This window comes from Marinobacter sp. M5B, from assembly GCF_042604615.1.
In the GTDB taxonomy this organism is placed as follows: domain Bacteria; phylum Pseudomonadota; class Gammaproteobacteria; order Pseudomonadales; family Oleiphilaceae; genus Marinobacter; species Marinobacter salarius.
Genome location: NZ_CP156894.1, coordinates 2,170,100 through 2,194,815 on the forward strand (window position 1 = coordinate 2,170,100; position 24,716 = coordinate 2,194,815).

At 57.0% G+C, this 24,716-nt stretch carries 20 protein-coding genes; 13 read left to right on the top strand and 7 right to left on the bottom strand.

All coding sequences use genetic code 11. The features are described 5' to 3' along the window. The first annotated feature begins 143 nt into the window (after positions 1-143). The 6 genes from sucC to rluB all read left to right on the top strand — a co-directional run bounded on the left by sucC (position 144) and on the right by rluB (position 6,118). Complete coding sequence (sucC, locus tag AAGD24_RS09825; RefSeq protein WP_085680833.1) at positions 144-1,310, top strand: ADP-forming succinate--CoA ligase subunit beta; 1,167 nt, start codon at positions 144-146, stop codon at positions 1,308-1,310. Further along, positions 1,310-2,182, top strand: coding sequence for a succinate--CoA ligase subunit alpha (sucD, locus tag AAGD24_RS09830; RefSeq protein WP_036208055.1), 873 nt, complete (start codon positions 1,310-1,312; stop codon positions 2,180-2,182). The genes sucC and sucD overlap by 1 nt, the downstream gene beginning before the upstream one ends. 218 nt (positions 2,183-2,400) lie before the next feature. Beyond that, positions 2,401-3,576: a tryptophan--tRNA ligase gene (locus AAGD24_RS09835; RefSeq protein WP_379867327.1), complete on the top strand. Its 1,176-nt coding sequence runs from the start codon at positions 2,401-2,403 to the stop codon at positions 3,574-3,576. Positions 3,577-3,605: 29 nt separating this feature from the next. Further along, positions 3,606-4,448, top strand: coding sequence for a ScpA family protein (locus AAGD24_RS09840; RefSeq protein WP_085680831.1), 843 nt, complete (start codon positions 3,606-3,608; stop codon positions 4,446-4,448). Continuing rightward, the gene (gene scpB / locus AAGD24_RS09845; protein ID WP_085680829.1) at positions 4,445-5,107 is read left to right on the top strand and encodes an SMC-Scp complex subunit ScpB; all 663 of its coding nucleotides are present in this window, start codon (positions 4,445-4,447) and stop codon (positions 5,105-5,107) included. The genes AAGD24_RS09840 and scpB overlap by 4 nt, the downstream gene beginning before the upstream one ends. Before the next feature lie 36 nt (positions 5,108-5,143). After that, complete coding sequence (gene rluB / locus AAGD24_RS09850; RefSeq protein ID WP_041333228.1) at positions 5,144-6,118, top strand: 23S rRNA pseudouridine(2605) synthase RluB; 975 nt, start codon at positions 5,144-5,146, stop codon at positions 6,116-6,118. Here rluB and AAGD24_RS09855 read toward each other — a convergent pair whose 3' ends face one another. Continuing rightward, entirely contained in the window at positions 6,119-7,048 is a 930-nt protein-coding gene (locus AAGD24_RS09855; RefSeq protein ID WP_036208043.1) for a GGDEF domain-containing protein, read from the bottom strand. It abuts the gene before it with no gap. 271 nt (positions 7,049-7,319) lie between these two features. Here AAGD24_RS09855 and AAGD24_RS09860 point away from each other — a divergent pair, with 271 nt between their 5' ends. From AAGD24_RS09860 to AAGD24_RS09880, 5 genes are all read left to right on the top strand, one after another. Continuing rightward, complete coding sequence (locus AAGD24_RS09860; RefSeq protein ID WP_036208039.1) at positions 7,320-8,003, top strand: GntR family transcriptional regulator; 684 nt, start codon at positions 7,320-7,322, stop codon at positions 8,001-8,003. A 1-nt stretch (position 8,004) separates the two neighbouring features. Next, positions 8,005-11,499 carry a chromosome segregation protein SMC gene (gene smc / locus AAGD24_RS09865; protein ID WP_379867287.1) on the top strand — a complete coding sequence of 1,165 codons (3,495 nt, stop codon included), beginning with the start codon at positions 8,005-8,007 and terminating at the stop codon, positions 11,497-11,499. Positions 11,500-11,640: 141 nt separating this feature from the next. Then, entirely contained in the window at positions 11,641-12,645 is a 1,005-nt protein-coding gene (zipA, locus tag AAGD24_RS09870) for a cell division protein ZipA (protein ID WP_151982052.1), read from the top strand. Further along, the gene (gene ligA, locus AAGD24_RS09875) at positions 12,642-14,672 is read left to right on the top strand and encodes an NAD-dependent DNA ligase LigA (RefSeq protein WP_379867288.1); all 2,031 of its coding nucleotides are present in this window, start codon (positions 12,642-12,644) and stop codon (positions 14,670-14,672) included. The genes zipA and ligA overlap by 4 nt, the downstream gene beginning before the upstream one ends. Before the next feature lie 151 nt (positions 14,673-14,823). Next, a complete protein-coding gene (locus tag AAGD24_RS09880; RefSeq protein ID WP_379867290.1) occupies positions 14,824-17,574 on the top strand; it encodes a hypothetical protein in 2,751 nt (916 codons plus the stop codon). A gap of 25 nt (positions 17,575-17,599) precedes the next feature. On the opposite strand, the gene AAGD24_RS09885 is transcribed toward AAGD24_RS09880, so the two are convergent. Genes AAGD24_RS09885 through AAGD24_RS09895 form a run of 3 tightly spaced genes read right to left on the bottom strand, consistent with a single transcriptional unit; the run spans position 17,600 to position 20,853 of the window. Then, positions 17,600-18,232, bottom strand: coding sequence for a CBS domain-containing protein (locus tag AAGD24_RS09885; RefSeq protein WP_126812834.1), 633 nt, complete (start codon positions 18,230-18,232; stop codon positions 17,600-17,602). Between the two features lie 60 nt (positions 18,233-18,292). Further along, entirely contained in the window at positions 18,293-20,206 is a 1,914-nt protein-coding gene (gene mnmC, locus AAGD24_RS09890; protein WP_379867329.1) for a bifunctional tRNA (5-methylaminomethyl-2-thiouridine)(34)-methyltransferase MnmD/FAD-dependent 5-carboxymethylaminomethyl-2-thiouridine(34) oxidoreductase MnmC, read from the bottom strand. A gap of 29 nt (positions 20,207-20,235) precedes the next feature. Then, positions 20,236-20,853, bottom strand: coding sequence for a peptidylprolyl isomerase (locus AAGD24_RS09895; RefSeq protein ID WP_379867292.1), 618 nt, complete (start codon positions 20,851-20,853; stop codon positions 20,236-20,238). A 241-nt stretch (positions 20,854-21,094) separates the two neighbouring features. Here AAGD24_RS09895 and AAGD24_RS09900 point away from each other — a divergent pair, with 241 nt between their 5' ends. Continuing rightward, the gene (locus AAGD24_RS09900; RefSeq protein ID WP_199447684.1) at positions 21,095-21,832 is read left to right on the top strand and encodes a pilus assembly protein PilB; all 738 of its coding nucleotides are present in this window, start codon (positions 21,095-21,097) and stop codon (positions 21,830-21,832) included. A gap of 42 nt (positions 21,833-21,874) precedes the next feature. On the opposite strand, the gene AAGD24_RS09905 is transcribed toward AAGD24_RS09900, so the two are convergent. From AAGD24_RS09905 to flgA, 3 genes are all read right to left on the bottom strand, one after another. Beyond that, entirely contained in the window at positions 21,875-22,345 is a 471-nt protein-coding gene (locus AAGD24_RS09905) for a flagella synthesis protein FlgN (protein ID WP_379867293.1), read from the bottom strand. 7 nt (positions 22,346-22,352) lie between these two features. Beyond that, a complete protein-coding gene (gene flgM / locus AAGD24_RS09910; RefSeq protein WP_036208006.1) occupies positions 22,353-22,679 on the bottom strand; it encodes a flagellar biosynthesis anti-sigma factor FlgM in 327 nt (108 codons plus the stop codon). A 178-nt stretch (positions 22,680-22,857) separates the two neighbouring features. Beyond that, positions 22,858-23,562, bottom strand: a complete 705-nt coding sequence (gene flgA / locus AAGD24_RS09915) for a flagellar basal body P-ring formation chaperone FlgA (RefSeq protein ID WP_379867295.1) — start codon at positions 23,560-23,562, stop codon at positions 22,858-22,860. Between the two features lie 198 nt (positions 23,563-23,760). Here flgA and AAGD24_RS09920 point away from each other — a divergent pair, with 198 nt between their 5' ends. Beyond that, on the top strand, positions 23,761-24,693 hold the full coding sequence (locus AAGD24_RS09920; protein ID WP_075196822.1) for a chemotaxis protein CheV: 933 nt from the start codon (positions 23,761-23,763) through the stop codon (positions 24,691-24,693). Positions 24,694-24,716: the final 23 nt, after the last annotated feature.

The window sequence follows — 24,716 nt, forward strand, 5'->3', positions numbered from 1 at the left end:
CGCCCCGCTGCTATTAAAACGGCTGGTTTTCGGTCGCGTTAAGGATGCGCTGAGGTGATCCCCGGCGCATCAAACCGAATTCGCACTGCGCGGGTTCAATTTCCGTATGTGGTTATCCTCCATCAGAAAGCGGGACATTAACTATGAATTTGCATGAATATCAGGGCAAACAGCTTTTCGCTGAATATGGCCTGCCAGTATCCAAGGGCATTGCCTGCGATACCCCCAAAGACGCAGTGGCCGCTGCTGACGAAATCGGCGGCGACGCCTGGGTAGTAAAAGCTCAGGTTCACGCTGGTGGCCGCGGCAAGGCCGGCGGTGTAAAACTGGTCAAGAGCAAGGACGATATCCGCGCCTTCGCTGAGAACTGGCTTGGCAAGAATCTGGTGACCTACCAGACCGACGAAAACGGCCAGCCAGTCAGCAAGATTCTTGTTGAGTCCCTTACCGATATCGACCAGGAGCTCTACCTGGGCGCGGTTGTTGATCGCGGTACTCGTCGTATCGTGTTCATGGCTTCCACCGAAGGTGGTGTTGAAATCGAAAAGGTTGCCGAAGAAACTCCTGAGAAAATTCTCAAGGCCGAAGTCGACCCGCTGGTTGGCGCACAGCCATACCAGGGCCGTGAGCTGGCGTTCAAGCTCGGTCTGGAAGGCAAGCAGATTGGTCAGTTCACCAAGATTTTCCTGGGCCTGGCGAAACTGTTCGAGGAGTGCGATCTGGCGCTGGTTGAGATTAACCCGCTGGTTATCACTCCAGCCGGTGACCTGCACTGCCTGGACGCCAAGATTGGCGTTGATGGTAACGCGCTGTACCGTCAGAAGAAGATCCACGAGATGCACGATCCCTCCCAGGAAGATTCCCGGGAAGCGGAAGCTGCCAAGTGGGAACTCAACTACGTCGCGCTGGATGGCAACATCGGCTGCATGGTAAACGGCGCTGGTCTGGCCATGGGTACCATGGACATCATCAAGCTGTCCGGCGGCCAGCCTGCGAACTTCCTGGACGTTGGCGGCGGTGCCACCAAGGAACGTGTTTCCGAAGCGTTCAAGATCATCCTGTCTGACGACAACGTCAAAGCGGTACTGGTCAATATCTTCGGCGGCATTGTTCGCTGTGACATGATTGCCGAAGGCATCATCGGCGCCGTAAAAGATGTTGGCGTCAAGGTTCCTGTGGTTGTGCGTCTGGAAGGCAACAACGCCGAGAAGGGCACTAAAGTACTCGCTGACAGTGGCCTTAACATCATTGCCGCCACCAGTCTGTCGAATGCGGCAGAGCAAGTCGTTAAAGCCGCGGGGGGTAAATAATGAGCATCCTGATCAACAAAGACACCAAGGTTATCTGCCAGGGCTTTACCGGCGCACAGGGTACGTTCCACTCTGAGCAGGCCATCGAATATGGCACCAAAATGGTTGGTGGCGTAAGCCCCGGTAAGGGCGGCACCGAACACCTGGGCCTGCCGGTGTTCAACACCGTGCGTGAAGCGGTCGAGAAGACGGGCGCCGAAGCCACCGTAATCTATGTTCCTGCGCCGTTCTGTAAAGACGCCATCGTTGAAGCTGCGGATGCTGGCATCCAGCTGATCGTCTGCATCACCGAAGGCATCCCGACCATCGACATGCTCTATGCGAAAGAGTACGTCGATCGCAAGGGTGTTCGCATGATCGGGCCGAACTGCCCGGGTGTGATCACGCCAGGCGAGAGCAAGATCGGTATCATGCCGGGCCACATCCACAAGCCGGGCAAAGTGGGCATCGTGTCCCGCTCTGGTACCCTGACGTACGAAGCGGTCAAGCAGACCACCGACTTCGGTTACGGCCAGTCTACCTGCGTTGGCATCGGTGGTGACCCGATTCCGGGCTCCAACTTCATCGATATCCTGCAGTTGCTGCAGGACGATCCGCAGACAGAAGCCATCGTGATGATCGGCGAGATCGGCGGAACCGCTGAGGAAGAAGCGGCTGCGTTCATCAAGGACAACGTCAGCAAGCCGGTGGTGTCTTACATCGCGGGTGTGACGGCGCCTCCTGGTAAGCGTATGGGCCACGCCGGTGCGATTATCTCTGGTGGTAAGGGTACGGCGGATGAGAAATTCGCGGCCCTGAACGACGCCGGTGTCAAAACTGTGCGCAGCCTGGCTGAAATTGGCAAGGCGCTGAAGGAAGTGACTGGCTGGTAAACTACCGCCGGTGAATGAAAGCCCCCGGGTCTGTTTTGCGGACTGCCGGGGGCTTTTTGTTTTCTGGCGTCAGCGCAGGTTTTTCAATGCCTTCTTAACGCGGGCCACACATAAGACTATAATGCCCGGTCAGCCTGCAATATGATGGCTGTTCCCTATAAATAAAAGGAGTTCATGCTTTGAGTTCTGTCGATTCCCAGCAACGGATTTTGTCCGGCATGCGTCCCACCGGCAAGTTGCACCTCGGCCATTATCACGGTGTTCTGAAGAACTGGGTGAAACTCCAGCATGAATTCGAATGCTTCTTCTTCGTTGCCGACTGGCACGCGTTAACCACCAACTATGATGATCCCAGCGGCATTGAGGATAGCGTCTGGGATATGGTGATCGACTGGCTCGCGGCAGGCGTCAATCCCGGGTCCTCAACGATGTTCATCCAGTCCAAGGTGCCGGAACACGCGGAGCTTCATCTTTTACTGTCGATGATTACCCCATTGGGCTGGCTCGAGCGTGTACCCACGTACAAGGATCAGCAGGAAAAACTGCGCGAGAAAGACCTGGCCACCTACGGCTTTCTCGGCTATCCGCTGCTGCAGAGCGCGGACATTTTGATGTATCGGGCCGGTCGGGTACCCGTGGGTGCAGACCAGGTGTCCCACGTGGAAATCACGCGCGAAGTCGCTCGCCGCTTCAATCACATCTACGGCCGTGAGCCGGGATTTGAAGAGCAGGCAGAGGGCGCCATCGTCAAGATGGGCAAGAAAAACGCAAAGCTTTACCGCACTCTGAAGAAGCGTTACCAGGAAGAGGGCGATATGGAAGCCCTGGAAACGGCGCGGGCATTGCTCAAGGAGCAGCAGAACATCTCCCTGGGCGATCGTGAGCGGCTGTACGGTTATATCGAAGGTGGCGGTAAGGTGATCCTTCCGGAGCCCCAGCCCCTGCTGACACCGGAATCGAAGATGCCAGGACTGGACGGCCAGAAAATGTCCAAGTCCTACAACAACTATATCGGTTTGCGCGAAGAGCCTGACAGCGTCGCCCAGAAAATCCGCACCATGCAGACCGACCCCCAGCGGGTACGGCGTACCGATCCGGGCGAACCGGAGAAGTGTCCGGTTTGGGGGCTTCATCAGGTTTATTCCGATGCGGATACCCAGGAATGGGTGCAAACCGGCTGCCGCTCGGCGGGCATTGGTTGCCTGGAATGCAAGAAGCCGCTGATTGACTCGATTATTGAAGAGCAGCGGTCCCTGCATGAACGTGCTCGTGAATATGAAGGCAATCCGGACCTGGTTCACGCCATTATTGAAGAAGGCTGCGAGCATGCCAGGGATGCCGCGAGGGATACCCTTGAGGAAGTTCGGACAGCCATGGGCCTGAACTACCGCTGAGCCCCGACGCTGACAATTCCGGAGAGACCATGACCGAGGACACCACAGGTAATACGACGGCGGATGAGGGAGCTGAGGCGCCCGGCGCGCCCGTTGAGCAGGCGCCACTTGCCCGTGTCTCAGGTAAGCCGGTGGTTGATCTGCCTCGTGACCTGTATATACCTCCCGATGCCCTGGCGGTCTTCCTTGAGGCCTTTGAGGGGCCATTGGATCTGTTGCTGTATCTGATCCGACGTCAGAACATGGACATCCTCGACATTGATGTCAGTGAGATTACCAAGCAGTACATGGATTACATCGGCGCCGTTGAAGCCATGCGGTTCGAGCTGGCCGCAGAGTATCTGGTTATGGCAGCGACCCTGGCGGAGATAAAATCCAGGATGCTGCTGCCGCGACAGGAATCCGAGGACGAAGAGGACATCGATCCGCGGGCAGAGCTGATACGCAGGCTCCAGCAGTATGAGCGCTTCAAGCAGGCCGCGGAAGATATTGACGACTTGCCACGGCTTGAACGGGACAATTTCGTTGCCTCTGCAGCGTTGCCCCGGATGCCTTCCAGTCAGCCCCATCCGGACGTGGAACTGCGGGAAATACTGTTTGCGTTGCAGGGCGTGCTCAAGCGTGCAGACCTGTTTACCAGCCACCACGTGGAGAGGGAGCGTTTATCCACCCGTGAACGTATGTCGGCAATATTGTCGGTCCTGCGGGATGACCAGTTCGTGACATTCGAAAGTCTGTTCACTCCAGAGGAGGGACGATTGGGGGTCGTGGTGAGTTTTCTGGCGACCCTGGAACTGGTCAAGGAGCAATTGATCGAAGTGGTCCAGGCCGAGGTGCTGGGGCCGATCCATGTCAGGGCGAGAGCGGTATGAACGAGGACAATCTCCGGAAAATACAGGCCATAACCGAAGCTGCATTGCTGGCAGCCGGCAAACCCTTATCGGTCGACCAGTTACGGGATCTTTTCGAAGAAGGTGAGTGCCCGGCCCGTCAGATAATGGAGCATGTACTGGTCTTGCTGGAGCAGTCTTGCCAGGGGCGGGGATTCGAGCTGAAGAAAACCGCCAGTGGTTACCGTCTTCAGGTGCGGGAAGAGTTTGCTCCGTGGGTGGGGCGTTTATTCGAAGAAAAGCCCCAGAGGTACTCCCGAGCACTGCTGGAGACGTTGGCGCTGGTTGCCTATCGCCAGCCCATAACCCGCGGTGAGATTGAGGATATTCGGGGCGTCACCGTCAGCAGCAACATTGTCCGTACGCTGCTTGAGCGGGAGTGGGTGAGGGTAGTCGGGCACCGCGACGTGCCGGGTAGGCCTGCTATGTATGCCACCACCCGTCAGTTTCTGGACTATTTCAATCTGGAAGGTCTGGACCAGATGCCGCCCTTGTCAGAAATCCGGGATCTGGAAGAGATCGGTCGGGAAATCGAAAAGAACATGCAGGCCGAGATCGAATTTGAATCTCCGGCCCGGAATACTGGTGACGATGGGGATGACTCCAATCCCGATAACGCGCCAGGACAAACACTTCACTGATGCCACCGGCGTCAGTCACTCTTTAAGGATAGATCCATGGCGGCCAATCGCCCCAGAAAACCCGAACAGCGGCAGCCGGATGAAACCACCGTTTCCGGCCCGGAGCGCATACAGAAGCTACTGGCACGAGCCGGTGTGGGATCGCGTCGGGAAGTCGAGTCCTGGATCGAAGCCGGTCGCCTGAGCATCAATGGGAATCCGGTTGAGCCGGGGCAGAAAGTTACGGTTGATGATCGTATTGAGCTGGATGGCAAGCGCCTGGACATTGCGGCCGGGGCCGAGGTGGTCAGGCGTGTACTCATCTACAACAAACCGGAAGGTGAGGTTACCACGCGACGCGACCCGGAAGGACGACCGACGGTATTCGACAGTCTTCCCCGGCTCCGCGATCACCGTTGGATTGCCATTGGGCGACTCGACATCAATACCACCGGTCTGGTGCTGTTCACCACCGACGGGGAACTTGCCAACCGTCTGATGCATCCGTCGCGCCAGATTGATCGAGAGTACGCGGTCAGGGTATTTGGCGAAGTGGATGAGGCGATGATCAAAAGATTGTCTGAGGGCGTGCTGCTCGACGACGGTATGGCGAAGTTTTCGGATATCAGCGAGGCCGGAGGAAAGGGAATCAACCAATGGTTCCATGTGACGCTTCTGGAAGGCCGTAATCGTGAAGTACGCAGGCTTTGGGAATCCCAGGGTGTGAGGGTCAGCCGCTTGAAGCGTGTGCGCTACGGGCCGATTTTCCTGCCAAGCCGCCTGACGGTTGGTAAGTGGGAAGAGCTGGATCAGAAAGCCGTGGATTCGCTGAGCAAAGCCGTCGATTTGAAGCCTGTGGACATTCCGGCCAAGACGCCGTCTGAGCAAAAGACTCTTGATCGTAAGCGTCGTAAGCAGGCCGGGGCAGGTCCGCGTAAATCAGGCGGCGCGCGATGGCAGGTTGATAGTACTGGCCCGTCGACGGGCCGGAAGTCATCAGGCAAGCCACCGGCAAAGTCTGGAAAACGCTGATCAGTTGCTGATAGCGGCGAAAACCCGTGTGCAATTGCGGCCATGGGCTTTCGCCCGATACAACGCTTCGTCGGCGCGGGCGAGCCACTGGTCGGCGGTCTCGTCTGCCAGTCTCATGGCTACGCCGCAGCTCGCTGTAACCGTTACATTGGTATCCCCGCAGTTCACCACAATGGTGTTGATGAATTCGCGAATACGGTCGCCAACGTCACGAGCGTTCGCCTCGTCGGTATGGGCCAGCAGGATGGCGAACTCTTCCCCACCAAAGCGGTACACACTGTCGGAGTTTCTGACAGCCTTCTCGAGTTCGGCGGCCGCCAGTTTCAGCATGTGATCACCCACGACATGGCCGTACTGGTCATTCACCTGCTTGAAATGATCCAGATCGCACAGGATCAGTGAATACTGCTCTCCATGCCTGTCGCCAAGACAACTGGCACGGGACAGCGCCTCGTCCATAGCACGCTTGTTGGGAACACCGGTCAGGCAATCCGTCAGTGACGCCTGTTCGATGGCAATAAACTGGCAGGCATTGCGAATGGGGCAGATGGTGGCCGCAAGCATCAGCTCTATGCCTTCGAGCTCCTGTTCCGTGAATTTCTGTCGACGGCTAAGAGAGAGCGTGCCATAGAAACCGCCTTCGAGATTGAGCCGATAATCACAGCTGTGGGGGCCGCCTTTGCCAGTCACATAGACAAAATCCCTTGAACCGATGGTATGCCGATAAGTCAGGCAGTCGTAAGGAACTACGCTGGCGATCTCTTCAGCCAGAATCGCCAGTTGGGTTTCCAGACTGAGTGTCGTGGACAGTCTTCGGGTCAGCCTTGTGAGCACATCCGGAGATTCATTCCAGTCGCGATGCGCCTGTCTCAGGGCCGCGAGTTTCTGAGGTTGTGGTCCAGACTTGTTGATCGACGGAATCTGTTTCACTTAAAGCTGCCTGTAAAGGTATTTTCTCTGGTTAAGCATAATTGGGGCCAAAAGTAAATTAGTGCCCAATAACAGTTAGATATAGCGATTTTGTTCTCGATTTTTCAAGGATTAAAACAGACTTGATGGCGAGCATGTCAAATTTCCGGCATACGTTTGCCGGCATGACCAGATCGTTAAAATGTCCGACAAGGGGATTGGGCTCACGGGTGCCTGTGGTAAACTTCTGCGCTTATTCTTTGCTGCCAGTAGCGAGTGAGCGACCAACTTTATGAGGTTTCAGGCCCCCGAAAGTCTTTCCGAACAGATAGCCCAGCACCTGGGGCAGCGCATTGTGACCGGCGACCTGAGGCCGGGCGAGCGAATCCAGGAACTCAAGGTTGCCGGTGAGCTGAATGTCAGTCGCGGTTCCGTGCGCGAGGCGTTGTTGATTCTCCAACGCCGTCATCTGGTGGATATCTTTCCTCGGCGTGGTGCCGTGGTGTCCCGTTTGACTCCGGAGCTGGTCAACAGCCTCTATGATATCTACATTGATTTGCTGTGCATGCTGGGGCGGAAGGTACTTGAGCGTTGGTCCGGCAGTGAACTGTCTGGCGTTATGGGTCAGGTGCGGGAGCTTCAGGCGGTCATTGATGCACTCAATTCCTCCGGCGGAGATGCTGCCGAGCAGGTCATTGATGCCGGATTCGGAGTAATGCGCTACGCCTATGGGTTGGTGGAAAATCCGTTCCTTGAGGAAACCCTGGAAAACTTCCGGCCTGCGATCAGCCGGACCTATTTCGTCGCACTGGAGAACTTCCGCGATGAACTGGCGGAAACCGGGCGGTTTTTCCGGCAACTTGCGGACGCAGCGGTGCGTGACGACGCCGCCGGCCTTGAAACCGCCATCTGTGAGTTTGGCGAACATCAGCGTGAACAGGTACTGAGTATTCTCAGGGAAGAGGTGAGCGCCTGATATGCGCCTGAAGTCCATCAAGTTATCCGGTTTCAAATCTTTCGTTGACCCGACCACGGTGCCGTTTCCGTCCAACATGACAGCAGTCGTGGGCCCTAACGGTTGTGGCAAGTCCAATATCATCGATGCGGTTCGCTGGGTGATGGGGGAAAGCTCGGCCAAGTATCTGCGTGGCGAGTCCATGTCGGACGTTATCTTCAACGGTTCCAGTGCGCGTAAACCGGTTGGCCAGGCCTCCATAGAACTGGTGTTCGACAACAGCGACGGTTCGGCGCCCGGCGAGTTCGTACGTTTCAATGAAATTTCGGTACGCCGCCGTGTTTCCCGCGAGGGGCAGTCGGAATACTTCCTGAACGGCTCCAAATGCCGGCGCCGTGACATTACCGATCTTTTCCTCGGGACCGGGCTGGGCCCCCGCAGCTACGCCATCATCGAGCAGGGAATGATCTCGCGGTTGATCGAGGCCAAGCCGGAAGAGTTGCGGGTGTATATCGAGGAAGCGGCGGGTATCTCCAAGTACAAGGAACGTCGCAAGGAAACCGAAAGCCGCATCCGCCGGACCCAGGAGAACCTGGAACGCCTGACGGATCTTCGGGACGAGCTCGGCAGGCAGCTGCAACACCTTGAGCGTCAGGCTCAGTCGGCGGAAAAGTACAAAGCCTACAAACAGGAAGAGCGCCAGAAAAAGGCCGAGCTGACGGTGTTGCGCTGGCAGTCCCTGGACACCGATCTTCAGACCTGGCGCACTCGCATCCGGGATACCGAGCTCGAGCTCGAGAAGCAGCTGTCTGAACGTGTCAGCCTGGAAACAGCTCTTGAATCCCTGCGGGACGGCCATCAGGAACGTAACGAACATTTCAATCGGGCGCAGGCGCGTTACTACGAAGCCGGTGCCGATATTGCCCGCATTGAGCAGAGCCTTGAGCACCAACGAGAGCGCAGCCGCCAGACGGCCGCGGAACTGGACCAGGCCATGGCCAATCAGCGCGAACTGGCTCGGGAACTGGAACAGGATGAAGAGAAACTGGCGGGCATCCAGGAAGAACTGGATATGTTGGAGCCCGAACAGGAGGCGCTGGTCCTGAAGTCGGAGGAGTCCGGAGAGAAGCTCCAGAGTGCCGAGGATGCCATGAGCGAATGGCAGCACAACTGGGAGGATTTCAGTTCCCGTTCAGCGGATGCGCGCCGACAGGCGGAACTTGCCCAGTCCAGTATCCGTTCCCAGGAAAATGCCATTGAACAACTGCGCACCCGTCAACAACGGCTTCGTGAAGAACAGGATTTGCTTGAAGGGCAGGTTGATCGGGCGGAACTGGACGACCTGCTGGAGCAGCAGGAAACCCTGGAGCTTCAGAGTGAGGAAGCCTCGGAGCGAATCAACGTTGTCCAGGACGAACTCCAGGAGGCACGCCACCACCAGCGGGATGCAGATCAGGCTGCCACAGAGGCGCGCCAGCAGGTCCAGAGTCTGAGGGCATCGCTTGAATCCCAGCAGGCCTTGTTGGATGAACAGATGGGCAGCCAGGACGACACCCTGCAGGCCTGGCTCAATGAACACAGCCTTAGCGACAGCCCACGACTGGCCACGCAACTTCGTATCGACGATGGCTGGGAATTTGCGGTAGAGCAGGTAATTGGGCGCTTCAGCCAGGGGCTGAGCGTACCGGGGCTGGGAGCAGTGCATGCCAACATGGCTGATGCTCCCCGAGGTTTGGCCCTGGTGAATAGTGACTCCAGCGCCAATGGTCCATCAACGGGGCTCGCAAGCAAAGTATCCGGTGCCGGGGGCATGGCATCCTTGCTGGCGCTTGTTGATACCGCGGAGTCCATGGAGGACGCGCTGGAACGGCAGAAAGGTTTGGCGCCGGGCAGGAGTGTCATTACCCCCGCGGGTGCCTGGTTGTCCGCTGACTGGGTGTTGATGCCCGATTCCGACGCGGCCCAGATTGGCGTAATCGAACGCCAGAAGAAAGTCACCGCACTGACAGCAGAGCTGGAGCAGGCGGAAGCCTCCCTGGAAGCCGCCACCGATAATCTGGACCGGTTGCTGGAACAGTCAGAACGGGCGGAAGCTGCCAGGGACGATGCCCAGGGCCGGCTGGCGGATGCTGATCGGGAACTCGCCACCCTGTCATCCAAGATCAGTGGTCTGAAGGCGCGTGCGGAACAGATTGATGCGAGGCTCCAACGCATTCGTGACGATCTTGCTGACGTGTCCATGAATCTCGAGGAGCAGCAGGGACAACTGCTGGAAACCCGCGAGGAGTGGCAGCAGGCCCTGGCATCGACGGAAGACAGCGATGAAGAGAAGGAGCGGCTGCTTGAGCGTCGGGACGTGCTGCGTGAAAACCTTGACCGGCTTCGCCAGGAGGCTCGGCACGATCGCGATCACGCCCACCAGTTACAACTCCAGCTTCAGTCTTTGAACAGCCAGCGCGATGGCTTGCGTCAGACCATTGATCGAATGCAATTGCAGAAAGAGCGTCTGGACGAGCGACTCGACATTCTCCGTGAAAGCCGCGAAAACGCCGAAGAGCCCATTGAAGATCTGAAAATGCAGCTGGAAGGCCTGCTGGACAGGCGCTTGGCTGAAGAGGAAAAGTTGGGTGCTGCCCGAGACGCGCTTGAAGAAATTGATCAGGAGGTGCGTGATCGGGAGCAAAGTCGCAGCCGCATAGAACATACCATCCAGGACGTCCGTGCCAGCCTCGAGAAGCTGAAAATGGAATCCCAGGCCCTGGAGATTCGTGCAGGCAATCACCTGGAGCAGCTCGAGGAACTGGATGTCCGCCTGCAGGAAGTGCTGTCCACGTTGCCTGAAGATGCCAGCGAGAAAGCCTGGGCCGAAGACCTCGAGAAAATCGGGTCCCGGATTCAGCGTCTGGGTGCCATCAACCTTGCGGCCATCGAGGAGTATCAGGTTCAGAGTGAGCGTAAGACCTATCTGGACAGTCAGCATGAAGATCTGATGGAAGCGCTGGAGACCCTGGACAACGCCATACGCAAGATCGATCGCGAAACCCGGCAGCGCTTCAAGGAGACGTTCGATCAGGTCAATGGGGGGCTCCAGGCGCTGTTCCCGAAAGTGTTCGGTGGCGGCAATGCGTACCTTGAGCTTACGGGTGAGGACCTGCTGGAAACGGGGGTTGCCATCATGGCAAGACCGCCGGGCAAGAAAAACAGCACCATTCATTTGCTCTCCGGCGGGGAGAAAGCACTGACGGCCATTGCATTGGTGTTCTCCATCTTCCAGCTTAATCCGGCTCCGTTCTGTATGCTGGATGAGGTGGATGCTCCGTTGGACGACGCTAACGTGGGGCGGTACGCCAACATGGTCAAGGAAATGTCAAAACAGGTACAGTTCATCTACATTACCCACAACAAGATCGCCATGGAAATGGCCGACCAACTGATGGGGGTCACGATGCATGAGCCCGGATGCTCACGGCTGGTATCGGTAGATGTTGACGAGGCTGCCGCGTTGGCTGAAGCATGATGACATGTCGCTGGCGGACAGGCGGTCAAGGTTCGTGCAAAAATGACAAAACTGCCATCTGGCCTGTGTTTGCGTTGTATTCATTACAGGCTTTTCTTAGAGTAGCAACGATATCTGATCTGCAAACAGGACAGCACCACTATGTCTCTTAGGGAATGGTTAATTGCCATCGGTACCCTGGTTATACTCGGTATTGTGATTGATGGCCTGCGCCGGATGAGGCGCGCCCGTAAGGAATCAATCGCGATATCCTCTGGCATGGGCGCGGACGATCTTGACGATTCCCCGTTGGACCAGGACTACAACCCTGAGCTCCCAAATGGTGGGGCGCGAACCATTTCACGTGACACGCTGGAAGAGCGCGGCTACGTCAAACCGGAAAAGAGCCGTTTCGCCAAGCCCGAGCCCAAACCGACCAGGCCGGTGGTCAGCAGCGCCGGCGCGACGGGTAAGGATGACTCCCAAGAGCTGACTGCAGAGCGTGAACCGGAGCCGGAAAATCTGGCCGCCAGTGAACCCAGTGACGTTGACTACGATTCTGACATCGGTTGGGGGGCAGTAGACGAGGAGCCGGAAACCGACATAGCGGATTCTGGCCCGGACCACGAAGAGGTTCCCCCCACGGTAACCACCGAGGTCGAGGAAGACACGGCAAGGCGGGAAGCCACAGCACGGCAATCCGGGCAGCCCCTCGCCGGAGCCAACCGGCCGGAGGCCCGGGAAGTGGTGGTTATCAATGTGTTGGCGAAAAGTGAGCAGAATTTCGAGGGCACCAAACTCAAGGCGCTGTTCGAAGCTTGTGGCTTGGAACATGGCGACATGGATATCTACCATCGCCACGAACAGTCAGATACCACCAGTCCGGTGCAGTTCAGCGTGGCCAGTGCTGTTGAGCCCGGTACCTTCAAGCCCGAGGATATGCCAGCCCTGTCGACGCCGGGTATCAGCTTCTTTATGAGCATGCCCGGGCCTACCAATTCCATGCAGGCCTTTGAGTTCATGCTGGAAACGGCGCAGTGCGTGGTGCGCAATCTTGGCGGTGAACTGAAGGACGAGCGCCGCAGCGTGATGACCCCGCAAACCATTGAACACTGCCGCCAACGCATCCGCGAATTTGAACGTAAACAACGATCCCCCAGACAATGACCAAAGCCTCTCCCGACGTTATCAGCCGGGCCGGAGAACTCCGGGATATCATCACTGAGCATAACTATCAGTACTATGTTCTGGACGATCCCCGGGTTCCGGATGCCGAGTACGACCGCCTGTTTCGGGAATTACAGGACCTCGAAGCGCAATACCCCGATATTGTGACGCCTGATACCCCCACTCGCCGGGTGGGGGCATCGGTGGAAACCACCTTTGAGGAAGTTGTCCATCGTATCCCCATGCTTTCCCTGGACAATGCGTTCAGTGATGAAGAACTGAGGGACTTTGACCGCCGGGTGAGAGATCGGCTCAAGACCGAAGACGACATTGAGTATGTCTGCGAGCCCAAACTGGATGGGCTGGCGGTTAGTCTTCATTACGAATCTGGCGTGCTGACCCGGGCCGCTACACGCGGTGATGGCTATACAGGTGAGGATATCACCGCCAACATCCGTACCATCCCGTCGGTGCCCCTGAGACTTCGTGGTGACAACGTCCCTGAGCTGGTGGAGGTCCGGGGAGAGGTCTATATGCCCCGGGAAGGGTTCGAAACCCTGAACAAACGTCTGGCGGACAAAGGAGAGAAGACGTTTGTTAACCCCCGTAATGCTGCCGCCGGCAGTCTGAGACAGAAAAAGCCCACCGTGACGGCCCGACGTCCACTCGAATTGTGCGCCTACAGTGTCGCGCTTGAGGACGAAAGCCGGCTGCCCGCCACCCATTGGGAAGGGCTGCAACAGGTTGGTGCCTGGGGTTTCCGGATCAACCCTGAGATGCGTCGGGCGACCGGCGCGGAGGACTGTCTGCAGGCTTACAATGAGCTGATGGATAAGCGTGCCAGCCTACCTTATGAAATCGATGGCATTGTCTTCAAGGTAAACAGCCTGGCATTGCAGCGGCAGTTGGGGTTTGTCTCCCGAGCCCCCCGATGGGCCATTGCCCAGAAATTTCCGGCGCAGGAAGAGCTGACGGTCATTGAAGACGTGGAATTTCAGGTCGGCCGTACCGGCGCGATTACGCCAGTCGCCCGGCTCAAGCCGGTATTTGTGGGAGGCGTCACCGTAAGCAATGCCACTTTGCATAATATGGACGAAATCCAACGACTGGGTGTCCGTATCGGAGACACCGTGTTCGTTCGACGGGCGGGGGATGTGATTCCCCAAGTGGTCAAGGTTGTTACCGAACGGCGCCCTGACAATGCCCGTGAGGTCCAGCTTCCGGACGCCTGCCCGGTATGCCAGTCTGACATTGTGCAGATCGAGGGCGAGGTAGTGGCCCGCTGTTCCGGCGGGCTGTTCTGCCCGGCACAGCGCAAGGAGGCCATCCGGCACTATGCATCCCGAAAGGCGCTGGACATAGAAGGGCTAGGGGACAAGTGGATTGATATTCTGGTGGACAGGGAACTGGTCACCACGGTTGCGGATCTGTACCTGTTAAAGAAAGCCGATTTGACGGGCCTTGAACGTATGGGTGATAAATCCGCGGGTAATCTGATCGATGCCATTGATCGCTCCCGCCACCCGGTCCTTTGGAAATTCCTGTATGCCCTTGGTATCCGGGAGGTGGGCGAGGCAACCGCCAAGGCCCTGGCCAGCCACTTTGGCACCCTGGAAGCCATTGGTGAGGCTGACGAGGATGCCCTGCAGTCGGTGTCTGACGTTGGGCCCATTGTCGCCGGCCACATTCGTAGTTTCTTCGACCAGACCCACAACCAGGAAACCATTCAGGCCCTGAAAGACGCGGGGGTTCAATGGCAGACCGAAGAGATCACCGCCAGTGAAAAGCCGCTGAAGGGAGAGACCTGGGTACTGACGGGGTCACTGTCCGACATGACGAGGGATGACGCCAAGGCGAAATTGGAGTCCCTTGGGGCCAAAGTAGCGGGAAGCGTCTCCGGCAAGACCTCCTGTGTTGTTGCCGGCGAAGCCGCCGGTTCGAAGCTGACGAAAGCCGAGAATTTGGGAGTCCCGGTAATGGACGAGTCCGCCTTCGTCGATTTTCTTGGCACCCACGGCCTGGAATAAACCCCTGGCCACGGCGCACACGATGGTTCGTCCGTGGCCTGAATCTGAGAACTCGCGCAGATCCTGCCTCCGTGAAATTGATTACCATGAGCTTGTTCTGTAACGGTGTGTAAAGCACCTATAAAAACAATGCTCTGAAACGGACTTTTTCATGCGCGCCGATTCGTTCTCTTGCCTCTCCTGTGCTCTTCGCTGTTTTCCTCGCGGGGGCTGTATTGTTCTGCTGTCACTGATCCTGGTTGCCATTGGCGGTTGCAAGACCGAACAGGACGCCGAAGACCCCTACATTCTGGGAACACCGCCGGACGAAGCCTATCTGGGCGTTGAATACGCCTACAATTTTGGCGCTTTCGACAGCGACGATATTCTCGATTACTCGCTCACCAATGCACCATCCTGGCTGGCTCTGGAAGACACCAGTAACAAGGCACGCCAGGGTGTCATCATGCGGGGCGTTCCGGGCCTGACCGGTGGATCGAGGGGGCGTGATGACCTGGGCACCACGGAGAACATCACTCTGGTTGGCAATGATGGCCGTGCGGCCGGTACACAGCCATTTGACATTGAAGTCCGGGAAAACGTGCTCAGCCTGGCCATCGACGATTTTACCGAGGGAGAGGCGTTCGAGGCGCCGGAAGAACGGGATAATCGGTGCGAGGCTCCGGAGATCGGAGACATCGGTCGCCAGACATATGAGGTGAACGAGTACGACGATGATGGTGCCGTTGTTAGAACCGTTCAACGCACCAGCGACACCTATCCCGTTCTTGTGCGCGTACTGCTTGATCAGCCTTCTGTCACCCGTGTGTCGGTGGCCTTTGAACTGGACTCCAGCTTCAATCCACAACGCTGTGACGAGGATATTGATCCCCCTCATCAGCGTTGTGAAAATGGGGCCGCCAACGACAATGAGGCGATCATCGGCAAGGACATTGTCGGTTTGGGCACACAGAGCGAACCGACCTTACCAGTGCCTTCCTATCTTCAATATCAGCCAGACGATGATGGGTTCCTCTCCAAGGGGGTGATCACTCTCGAACCCGGAATCACCGAATGTTACATCCGCCTGGAAGTCATTGAGGACACCGAGGCCGAACCCCTGGAAACCCTGAACATCCGACTGACCGAGGTAAGGTCCGGCCTCGCCGGGCTTGGCAGTTCCAATTCCGGGGTCAGGGAATTACTGCGGATTGCGGACAACGAGCCAACAGTGCGACTGGAAACCGGGGCTGGTGGCACCCGAGATGCGCTTAATGTCGGTGATGTTCGGGAGTATGTTGCGTTAATCAGCGGCGAACGTGCCGGTGCCTATAGCGTGAAACTTGGAGAGGATGATGACTCCGATGTGCTCCTAGGGGAGGATTTCCTTGTGGAGGTCCGGGACGAGGACGGTGAATGGGTGGAAGGGGATCTTCTCACCTTTGCCGAGGGCGTTGAGGAGATGCGCTTTCGTATCCGCATTCCCGCCGACTACACCAACGGCCAGCTGGAAAACGATCGTTTCCTTCTTTTGGGTCTGGACGAACGTTATCAGTCCGGAAGGGAGAATTTCGCGGCCTCGGCGGATGCCGACAAACTAAGGGTGAACATCAACGAACTGACTTCACCGCTTGAGGTGGGCAACAGTGCGGCCTTTGTTCCCACCGACACGGCTTTCGGGCACAACGGTCGTCTTTTCATCGCAGGCTATCGTATCGATGATGGTGACCGTCCCTGGGTACGTATCGTCACGCAGAAAGGGGCAGTAACGGAGCAGCCGTTGTCAGAGGCCGCTATTGCCCAGGGTGGAGAACCGGTTATCGGTTTTGTCGAACGTAACTTTAAAGAAGGAGATGACGACGTTACCCGCTACGAATTCGTTGTGTCGTTCGGCAGTGAACAGACACCGGACGGTGCCCCTGCCGGCAATGGTGTGGATGTTCATACCCTGCTTTACTTCTTCGACACTGCTCAGGATCCGGACAGTTATGTACCGGTTTGGAGCATTGTGACCGGCACATCCGGTGATGATTTTCCGCGATGGACCGGGATCGATGAAGATGGTGGTTACGTCGTGAACGCCGGGGAAACCGATGGCCAGTGGCCGAACGAAAACGCTGCTGGTGGCGTGGACAGTTTTCTCCAGAGAATCGACACCACCGTTGACGGCAACTCGGTTGTGCCGGTGGTTGCCTGGACAAGACAGGTAGGATCGGCAGGGCATGATGAGTCGGTTGTGGGAGGCAGTACGTCCACCAGCAGTCCGCTGCTGATCGGGGATTCCTCAGGCGCGGTGAGTGGCCAACCCCAACTTGGCGGAAAAGACGCGTTTTTTTATATCGCCTCCAGCGCAGACAGTACGATTAACGTCAGGCAGCGTGGCACCTCTGGCAACGAAGATCTCTCCGACGGCATCTACGGGACGAACAATGTCTGGCTGGTGGGCCAGGGTACCGGCAATTATCGCGTCGAGTCTGGCGACGGAAACCGCTCACTGCAGCGCCGTCAGATCAACAGCCAGGCCGGTTTTGCGTTGTCTTACACAGCGTTGGGCGATGTCACCCGCGCTTTTACGTTCAATGACACGGATGATACATCCACTGAGTCGCTACGTGCGGTGCGCACTTACGACCGGGATATCCTGGTTGCAGGAAGTACCAACGGTAATTTCAGCGAGAGCGAAGGAAACAGCCAGATTCATCCGATCCTGGCGAGAGTTTCGCTGGACGAAAGCAGCGATGATGGCACTGACCGCAGCCGCGAATGGAGAACTCAGTTGCCGCTGGAAGGCGCAGAGGGCGAAATAGAACGGCTGGAAAATTACCGCGATGACGAAATAACGGCCCTGGTCAAAATCATCAGTGGTGCCTCTGAGACCTGGGAGGTTCGGCTGTTTACTGGAGAGGGGCTGCCGTTGCATTAATCGAATGCGGGCGATGTGCCCACTGCTATACGCTACCCTCGTGCCGGCTGGCGTTGGCGTACAACTTCAGGTAATCAGTGCTGGTGACGATACCTGTTGACTGGCCCCGCTCATCAACCACCAGGGCCGCATTCAGTTGGTGGGCGAGCATCAGCCTTGCCAACTGGTGGGCATCGGTCTCGGGCGACGAGGTCAGGAAGGCTGGTAGTTCGATATTCACGAAGCTCGCGCTCATGGCGTTCGCATCGGTTTCGTGGAGCCAGGCCAGTAACCAGCGTAGATCCACGAGTCCTGCTACGTTACCGTCTGCGGTAATCACGAGATGGTTAACGCCGTTTTCATCCATGGCATCCATCGCGTCAGCAACGCTTGCGGTGGCTGGCAGAGAGTGCAGGGCAGGGGTGCAGATCTGGGATACCGGCAGGTAGGCCCGTCGCTCTTTGGGTTCACCGGACGCTGCGGCACCGTATTCCTCAATGGCACGCTGCCGGCCGGAGCGGGCAGCAAGCTGGAACTCGGCGTCGGTTGCCTCACTGTGCTGGACATCGATATTGTGGGATTCGCTCAGTTCTGTAACGTCACCTACGCGGCGGCCCCGGAATATCTCCGGCAGGCGCGTCCCAACGGGTCTGCCGGGTTCACTGACATGAATGGACATAATGATCTGCTCCGGTTACAACAGGGCCTTCTCCGGTTATCGGCAGACAATTGGATTTCTTCAGGCGCTAATAGTTTCCTGCTCTGTTATTTCCACGCGGTGGCAGCGGCCCGTCGCGACCCGTTTTGCGAGGGATCCGGGGAGGCAGACAGGCTGCCCGGAGAGCCGGTCGGCAAGGTACTCTGCGAGCAGGGGAGCGTAACTCAACCCCTTGCTGCCCAAGCCGGTAAACAGGTTGATGCCTTCCAGTGGTTGCCCATAAGCGTCCATTAGCGGACCAGCGACCGGCTGATAATCATGGGTAGTGCAACGAAACCCGACTTTACCATCGAGTTTTGCCGGATCAACGTCGCCCGAATCCCTGTCTACCGCGCCTGGAACCATCGCATCCAGCATTGACAGGTTATCCCGGTGGCTTTCGGTGGACAGGGTTGGCGATGAGTCATGAAGATCGAAGGTGGCACCCGCCAGTGTCATGCCACCGTGGGCGGGATTGAGATACCCTGATCCACATACCACTACATCAGGGCACTTCACCGCCTTCGCTGGCAAGTGGGTTACTTGCCCCCGAATTGCGCGAAAACGGAAGCCGCCCTTCAGCGGAATCAGGTCCGGTGTCTGATGGCCGGCGCATATTACCACCTGGTCGACCACAACATCCTGCTCGCCGTTGCCTGCGATATGCCATTTGCCGTTGCAAGGGGTAAGTCGGTGGACGTCAAACCCAAAACATTGAAAAATCCGCTCGTGCTCTATCAAATCCCGGCAAAGGCCACCGGGTTCAAGCCATCCACTGCGAGGGAACCAGAGGCCTCCCCGAGTCAGCGGAATGCCGGCAAGCTCAGACGCCTGTTCCGGGCTGATCTGCTGCAATATGGCGCTTGGGTAGTCGTTGCGGGCGATGAAGCGGTTCTGACGGTCTTGCTCGCTATCACTGTGCGCCAGTTGAACAAGCCCGGAAGGATGCCAGTGCTCCCCGCCGAACTGTTGATAGTAACGTTGACTGAACAGCAACGATGAGAGACCGAGCTTTGCCTGATCATTGAACTCAATGCCCAGTTTGACATACAGCGCCCCCTGGATATTGCCAGAAGCGGCTGTTCCAGCCTCTTGAGCCTGGTCAATCACCGTGACATGCAATCCCCGCTCCGCCAGGTTCCGGGCGAGCAGGCTACCGGCAACCCCGGCGCCGATGATGGCAATGGATTCAACATCGTTCGCGGCTGGTGGTGTTCCGGGACTGGTGGCGTCACCCAGTGTACCGGTCAACATGTCCCACTTCTGGCCAAATCCGGGTGCTTTTCGCATGGCGAAACCAGCAGCAATCAGCCGTCGCCGCACCTCGCCAACGGATGTAAAGGTGGCGAGCGTCGCGCCGGGCTTGCTGTGGCCCGGTATCGCGTCGATGACTTCACTCGTCCACATGCCCGGATTTTTGGCGGGCGCGAAACCGTCCAGGAACCAGGCATCCGCCTGAAAATCCAGCTCACGCCAGGCATCGGCCACATCGCCGAAAAAAAGTGTGAGCCTGACACGACCACCGGCGAGCACCAGGCGATGGGTGCCGGAGGTTGGGGCAGGATACTGTTCGAGCAGTTGGTCAGCGTAGGCCTTGAGCTCCGGCCACATCGTAAGTGCTCGGGCAAGGTCCTCCGGAGTCAACGGGTGGCGTTCGGCGGAGACGAAATGCAGGCAACCGTGGCGTGGTGTGGCTGTTTCATTCCAGGCTTGCCAGGCTGCGAGGAAATTCAGGCCAGTGCCAAACCCCGTTTCCGCGATGACGAAGGAGGATGCGGCGGGCAATAAGGAGAAACGTTCGCGAAGCCGGTTCTGGCCGATAAACACGTATCGCGCTTCTTCAAGGCCATTCTCGCTGCAGAAGTAAACATCGCCAAAGCGGCGACAGCGGGGCGCGCCATTGCTCCAATCAATGTCGGCGGTTTCAATGGAGGGGAGGCTGAGGTCAGTCACGATCGTTGTATCCGGTCAGTAGGCTTAACGGGCTACTCTGTCGCGGTATCGGTTTGCCGAACCGAAACGCTACGAATAATGACGGGGTCCTGGGGTACATCCGCCATGCCTCGGGATCTCACCGTTTTCTTGCTGGCGATGGCATCCACGACACCCATTCCCCCTGTCACCTTGCCAAATACCGCGTAGCCCGGGCCGCGGACACCTGCGTTCAGGAAATCGTTGTCGGTCAGGTTGATAAAAAACTGGGAGGTGGCGGAGTCCGGTGAGCTTGTGCGGGCCATGGCGATGGTACCGCGAAGGTTTTTGGCGGTTGGCCTGGCTTCGTTCCGGATGGGGCTACGGGTTTGCTTCTGCTTCAGATCCTGGTCAAAACCGCCACCCTGGATCATGAAACCTGGAATGACCCTATGGAACAGTGTTCCCTCGTAGAAACCGTTTTTGGCGTAGGTGATGAAATTCTCAACGGTCTCGGGAGCGATGTCCGGGCGCAGGGTCACCTCAATGGCACCTTCGCTGGTTTCAATAATCACCTGGGGCAGCTCATTCTGTTGCCCTTCTGCCGCCAGGCAGTTGCCGATACCCAGCATGAAGGTTACAGATAGAGCGATTTGCATCACATAACGAAACGGTTTTACGGAATTTGTCATTCTATAATGGCTCACGTAGTTAGTTCAGGGAATAGTAGGTAGCTTCGGGAATGTTTGCTGCGATACCGTTCCCATGAATCCAGTCTGTTGCAGGATGTTAGCAGATAATACTTGTCAAGTCGGGCATATTCCCTGCGGGGTTCATGACCATCAGCTAACCTTTTATCGCATCAGTGACATTAATGCACTCTGACCGGGCCAGGTTGTACGGCAATCACTGTGAAGCTATTGGAGGCATACCTTGAAAATCCGTCAGGGCTTCGAAGAAAAATCCCGTCTCGGTCGGTTGCTGATAAACCGGGGATACCTTTCCGAAATTCAGTTGGAAGAGGGCTTGCGCCTACAGCATGAGACCGGTCAACGGCTCGGCGAGGTGTTTATACAGTCCGGCTGGATTACCGAGCGTGAGCTGCATCGGGTGCTCAAGCACCAATCCCGTTACCGCAACGCGGCTGCACTGGTCACCATGGCGGTATTACCTTTTCAGCCGCTGGTCAGTTTTGCCGCTGGCAGCACCACGAATGATTCACGGGACGTTACCGACGCCGCGCAATTGTACGAGCGTGCCGGTTTGGCGCCACTGAATGACGACGAGCTGGCCGGTGTGTCGGGGCAGGGTGATCAATCCTTGTTGGATCGTATCGCCACGGTGTCCGCCATGGGCGGAAGTCATGACGGGACGGGAGAGACTGATCCGGATGTCATCGAAGGCCTGAAACTAACAGCGAACATTTTCGTGCCGGTGCTGAACTTCCTGGATTCTGATCTTACGATATCCGGTGTGCATTATCGGGATGATGTTCCCCGTTACACGGTTCGTGACGATGGCGGGCTCACCCTGGCGTTCCCGGAAAGGATCGAACAGATCCGCATGGACAATATACGGGTCAGCGGCAGTCAGGGACCTTCCATGGGGAACATTGCACTCGACAATATCCGCTTCCATCCCGATTCACAGATGACGATCTATACTCGCTGATGGGATGCGTTGGGCTCCGACGTTTGCGGAGCCCAGAAGCCGTCAGGCGCTCGCCAGAACGGTACGGTGTGATACGGCCTTTTGCTCGCCCTGAGCACCGTAGAGGGTCTGGTGCCCGGAAACACCGCGGAATATATCAGTCAGACGTGAAAGGCGCTTCTGAAGGTGACTGACAACCCGCCCATTATTGCTATTCAACTGGTGACAGGTCTTAAGGCGTTCGTCGGCCTCCCGCCATAAGTCGTAAACATCTGACAGGCCGGCGCTGAGAATAAACCGTGAGGGTGCTCCGTTTTCAGGTCGAAACCCCATCGACACCAGAAGGCGGATTTTGAGTTTGGCCCGTTCACGAATCTGACCCAACACAGTGTTTTTCTCGCCAGTCAGTGATTCGAGTTTACGGATATCAGATGTGGAAAGGCAGGCTTTTTCCTGCTGCAGGACGTCCGCCAGGGATTCGAGTTGACGGATATCCTGAGATAAAAGGTCTTTCAGTTCATCAATTGCGGCCATGATCTACTCACCCGAAAATGCTTTCATCCATCTCAAGCATTTTCTGGGCCAGTTTCTCTGCATCAACCTTGTAGGAGCCGCTTTCAAGGGCAGAGCGGATCTGCTCGATACGGTCATCGTCCATTTCCGGATAACTGCCGAGCTTTTGTTCGAGCTGTTTCAGGTTCTTCGCCTGGCTGCTCAAATTGACATTTTCACCACGGGCGCCTTGCGCCTGGGTCTTTGCCTGCTCAGCTGTAGAGGGCTGAGTGCTCTGGGTAGCGGAAGATTTATCGGCCGTGGTTTTCTGGGTGTTGACCTGGCCTGGGCCTATTCCATTAAAGTCAACTGACATAACGTTACCTGCTTAACTGGTCGGCCGCGTTGGGCGGCTCCAAAATTTCATACCTGTCTATCGGCATGGCCTGACGTTTCTTTAGCGATTTTTGCAAGAGTTAAATGACACTCTTGTCATCTTTCCAAAAAACCGGCAACAGATTGCCGTTTCCGGTGAATCAATGCCGGGAACGAGGTTACATGGGAATCTCGACATGCCCGGGAGCAGTCACACGGGCACGCACGGTGCGGGAGGACGAGAGGTTCTCAACCAGAACCTGTTCTCCAATCCCGGCACTAGCCAGGGCCTTACCCCTTGAGTTTACCGAAAAATTTCCGCTGCGGGCGCTGATGATAACATGGTCTCCGCGTTCGATCGCTGCCGGAGCCAGCACCAAATCCGGTGTAAATACGGTACCGGCGTTCACGCCGCGGCGCATTTCCATGCCCACTAACTGGTCGACATTGGTTATTGCGCCCCGTCGAATCGAATTCACCACCACGTTATCCGACTGTATTGCTGCTTTTGTCAGTCGTTCGCCGCGCCCCAGGGGGCGGGCGGCGACCATGGCTTCACCGGTTATCGTGACGGATACCGGAAGGAACATGCGCCAGGGGCGCTCGCCCTCGCAGGAAACCAGTAGCGAGGGTTGGGTGGTTCTCCAGGGGTCGCCGCTGAACGATACGCTGAGTGGGGTATCACAGGTTGCGAGCGAGAGGCGTGCGTCGAGTTGGCCAGTATCGTGGGAAACCGTAAAGCCTTCGTTTGCCTGAGCCTCTGAAAATGCCTCCAGAAATTGTTCCGCGCTGCTTTGAATTTGTTCGGCCGTGGTCGTGGAGGCCATTGCCGGGCCGGCTGTTACGGTGAATAACAATATGATGGCGAAATTGGTAATGCGCATACGCGGCAGTTTGTCCTATGCTGTCATTAACCGGGTAAAGCCCCGAGTTCAGGAATATCCTAATGATTTCCGGATTCGGCCGTTAAGCCTATCGAGTGAGTCAATAAACCGGCACATAGCCGGTTCCACGCGACTTTTTAGAATAACGCAGCAAGATGCGTGCCGGCAGCAAGACGTTTCGAGTGGGAGATATAAACGATGGCAGGGGTATTGGACAGTGTAAATCAGCGCACTCAGCTGGTGGGCCAGAATCGTCTGGAGCTTCTGTTGTTTCGCCTTCGTGGCCGGCAGATGTACGGCATCAACGTCTTCAAGGTCAAGGAAGTGTTGCAGTGCCCCAGGCTGTCATCGTTGCCGAACAGTCGCCCTATGGTTCGGGGCGTGGCCCATATTCGTGGCGAGACTATCCCAATCATTGACCTAGGTATGTCAATCCGGCTTCCCGGTATTCCCAAGGAAGAGATGGCCACCAGCTTCGTGATCATTACTGAGTACAACCGAAAAACCCAGGGTTTCCTGGTGGCCGGCGTCGACCGCATCGTGAATATGAACTGGGAAGATATCCTGCCGCCACCCAAGGGTGCGGGCAAAGACGTTTACTTGACGGCGGTAACCCACTTTGAAGACAAGCTGATTGAGATTATCGATGTTGAAAAGATACTCTCCGAGGTTTCTCCGTTTGAGGAGGATGTCACCGAAGACGTTCGCAACCGCAGTTCAGAGCGGGTGCCCGGCCATCTGCCAGTGCTTGTCGTGGATGACTCCGCAGTGGCCCGACGTCAGATCGAGCGTTGCCTCACGGCCATCGGTATGGAAGTGGTGACAAAAAATGATGGCAAGCAGGCCCTGGATTACCTAAAAGAAGTTACGGCAGATGGCTCTCGCGCCGTCGATCACCTGTGTTTGATCATATCCGATGTCGAAATGCCGGAAATGGACGGGTACACTCTGGTCACCAAGTGTAAAAATGAGCCTGCAATCAAGGATGTATTTATCATGCTGCACACGTCCCTGAGTGGCGTGTTCAACAAGGCGATGGTGCAGAAGGTAGGCGCTGACGATTTCATGGCTAAATTCAGCCCTGATGAGCTGGCCGAAAGGGTCATGGAAATTGTCGACCGCGAGCAGTGACGCTCCTCCGTTACTCCCGACTC

Excerpts from the sequence above, each read along its gene's own strand:
- sucC (WP_085680833.1), top strand. The coding sequence starts at position 144 with ATGAATTTGCATGAATATCAGGGCAAACAGCTTTTCGCTGAATATGGC.
- sucD (WP_036208055.1), top strand. The coding sequence starts at position 1,310 with ATGAGCATCCTGATCAACAAAGACACCAAGGTTATCTGCCAGGGCTTT.
- AAGD24_RS09835 (WP_379867327.1), top strand. The coding sequence starts at position 2,401 with ATGCGTCCCACCGGCAAGTTGCACCTCGGCCATTATCACGGTGTTCTG.
- AAGD24_RS09840 (WP_085680831.1), top strand. The coding sequence starts at position 3,606 with ATGACCGAGGACACCACAGGTAATACGACGGCGGATGAGGGAGCTGAG.
- scpB (WP_085680829.1), top strand. The coding sequence starts at position 4,445 with ATGAACGAGGACAATCTCCGGAAAATACAGGCCATAACCGAAGCTGCA.
- rluB (WP_041333228.1), top strand. The coding sequence starts at position 5,144 with ATGGCGGCCAATCGCCCCAGAAAACCCGAACAGCGGCAGCCGGATGAA.
- AAGD24_RS09860 (WP_036208039.1), top strand. The coding sequence starts at position 7,320 with ATGAGGTTTCAGGCCCCCGAAAGTCTTTCCGAACAGATAGCCCAGCAC.
- smc (WP_379867287.1), top strand. The coding sequence starts at position 8,005 with ATGCGCCTGAAGTCCATCAAGTTATCCGGTTTCAAATCTTTCGTTGAC.
- zipA (WP_151982052.1), top strand. The coding sequence starts at position 11,641 with ATGTCTCTTAGGGAATGGTTAATTGCCATCGGTACCCTGGTTATACTC.
- ligA (WP_379867288.1), top strand. The coding sequence starts at position 12,642 with ATGACCAAAGCCTCTCCCGACGTTATCAGCCGGGCCGGAGAACTCCGG.
- AAGD24_RS09880 (WP_379867290.1), top strand. The coding sequence starts at position 14,824 with ATGCGCGCCGATTCGTTCTCTTGCCTCTCCTGTGCTCTTCGCTGTTTT.
- AAGD24_RS09885 (WP_126812834.1), bottom strand. The coding sequence starts at position 18,232 with ATGTCCATTCATGTCAGTGAACCCGGCAGACCCGTTGGGACGCGCCTG.
- AAGD24_RS09895 (WP_379867292.1), bottom strand. The coding sequence starts at position 20,853 with ATGACAAATTCCGTAAAACCGTTTCGTTATGTGATGCAAATCGCTCTA.
- AAGD24_RS09905 (WP_379867293.1), bottom strand. The coding sequence starts at position 22,345 with ATGGCCGCAATTGATGAACTGAAAGACCTTTTATCTCAGGATATCCGT.
- flgM (WP_036208006.1), bottom strand. The coding sequence starts at position 22,679 with ATGTCAGTTGACTTTAATGGAATAGGCCCAGGCCAGGTCAACACCCAG.
- flgA (WP_379867295.1), bottom strand. The coding sequence starts at position 23,562 with ATGCGCATTACCAATTTCGCCATCATATTGTTATTCACCGTAACAGCC.
- AAGD24_RS09920 (WP_075196822.1), top strand. The coding sequence starts at position 23,761 with ATGGCAGGGGTATTGGACAGTGTAAATCAGCGCACTCAGCTGGTGGGC.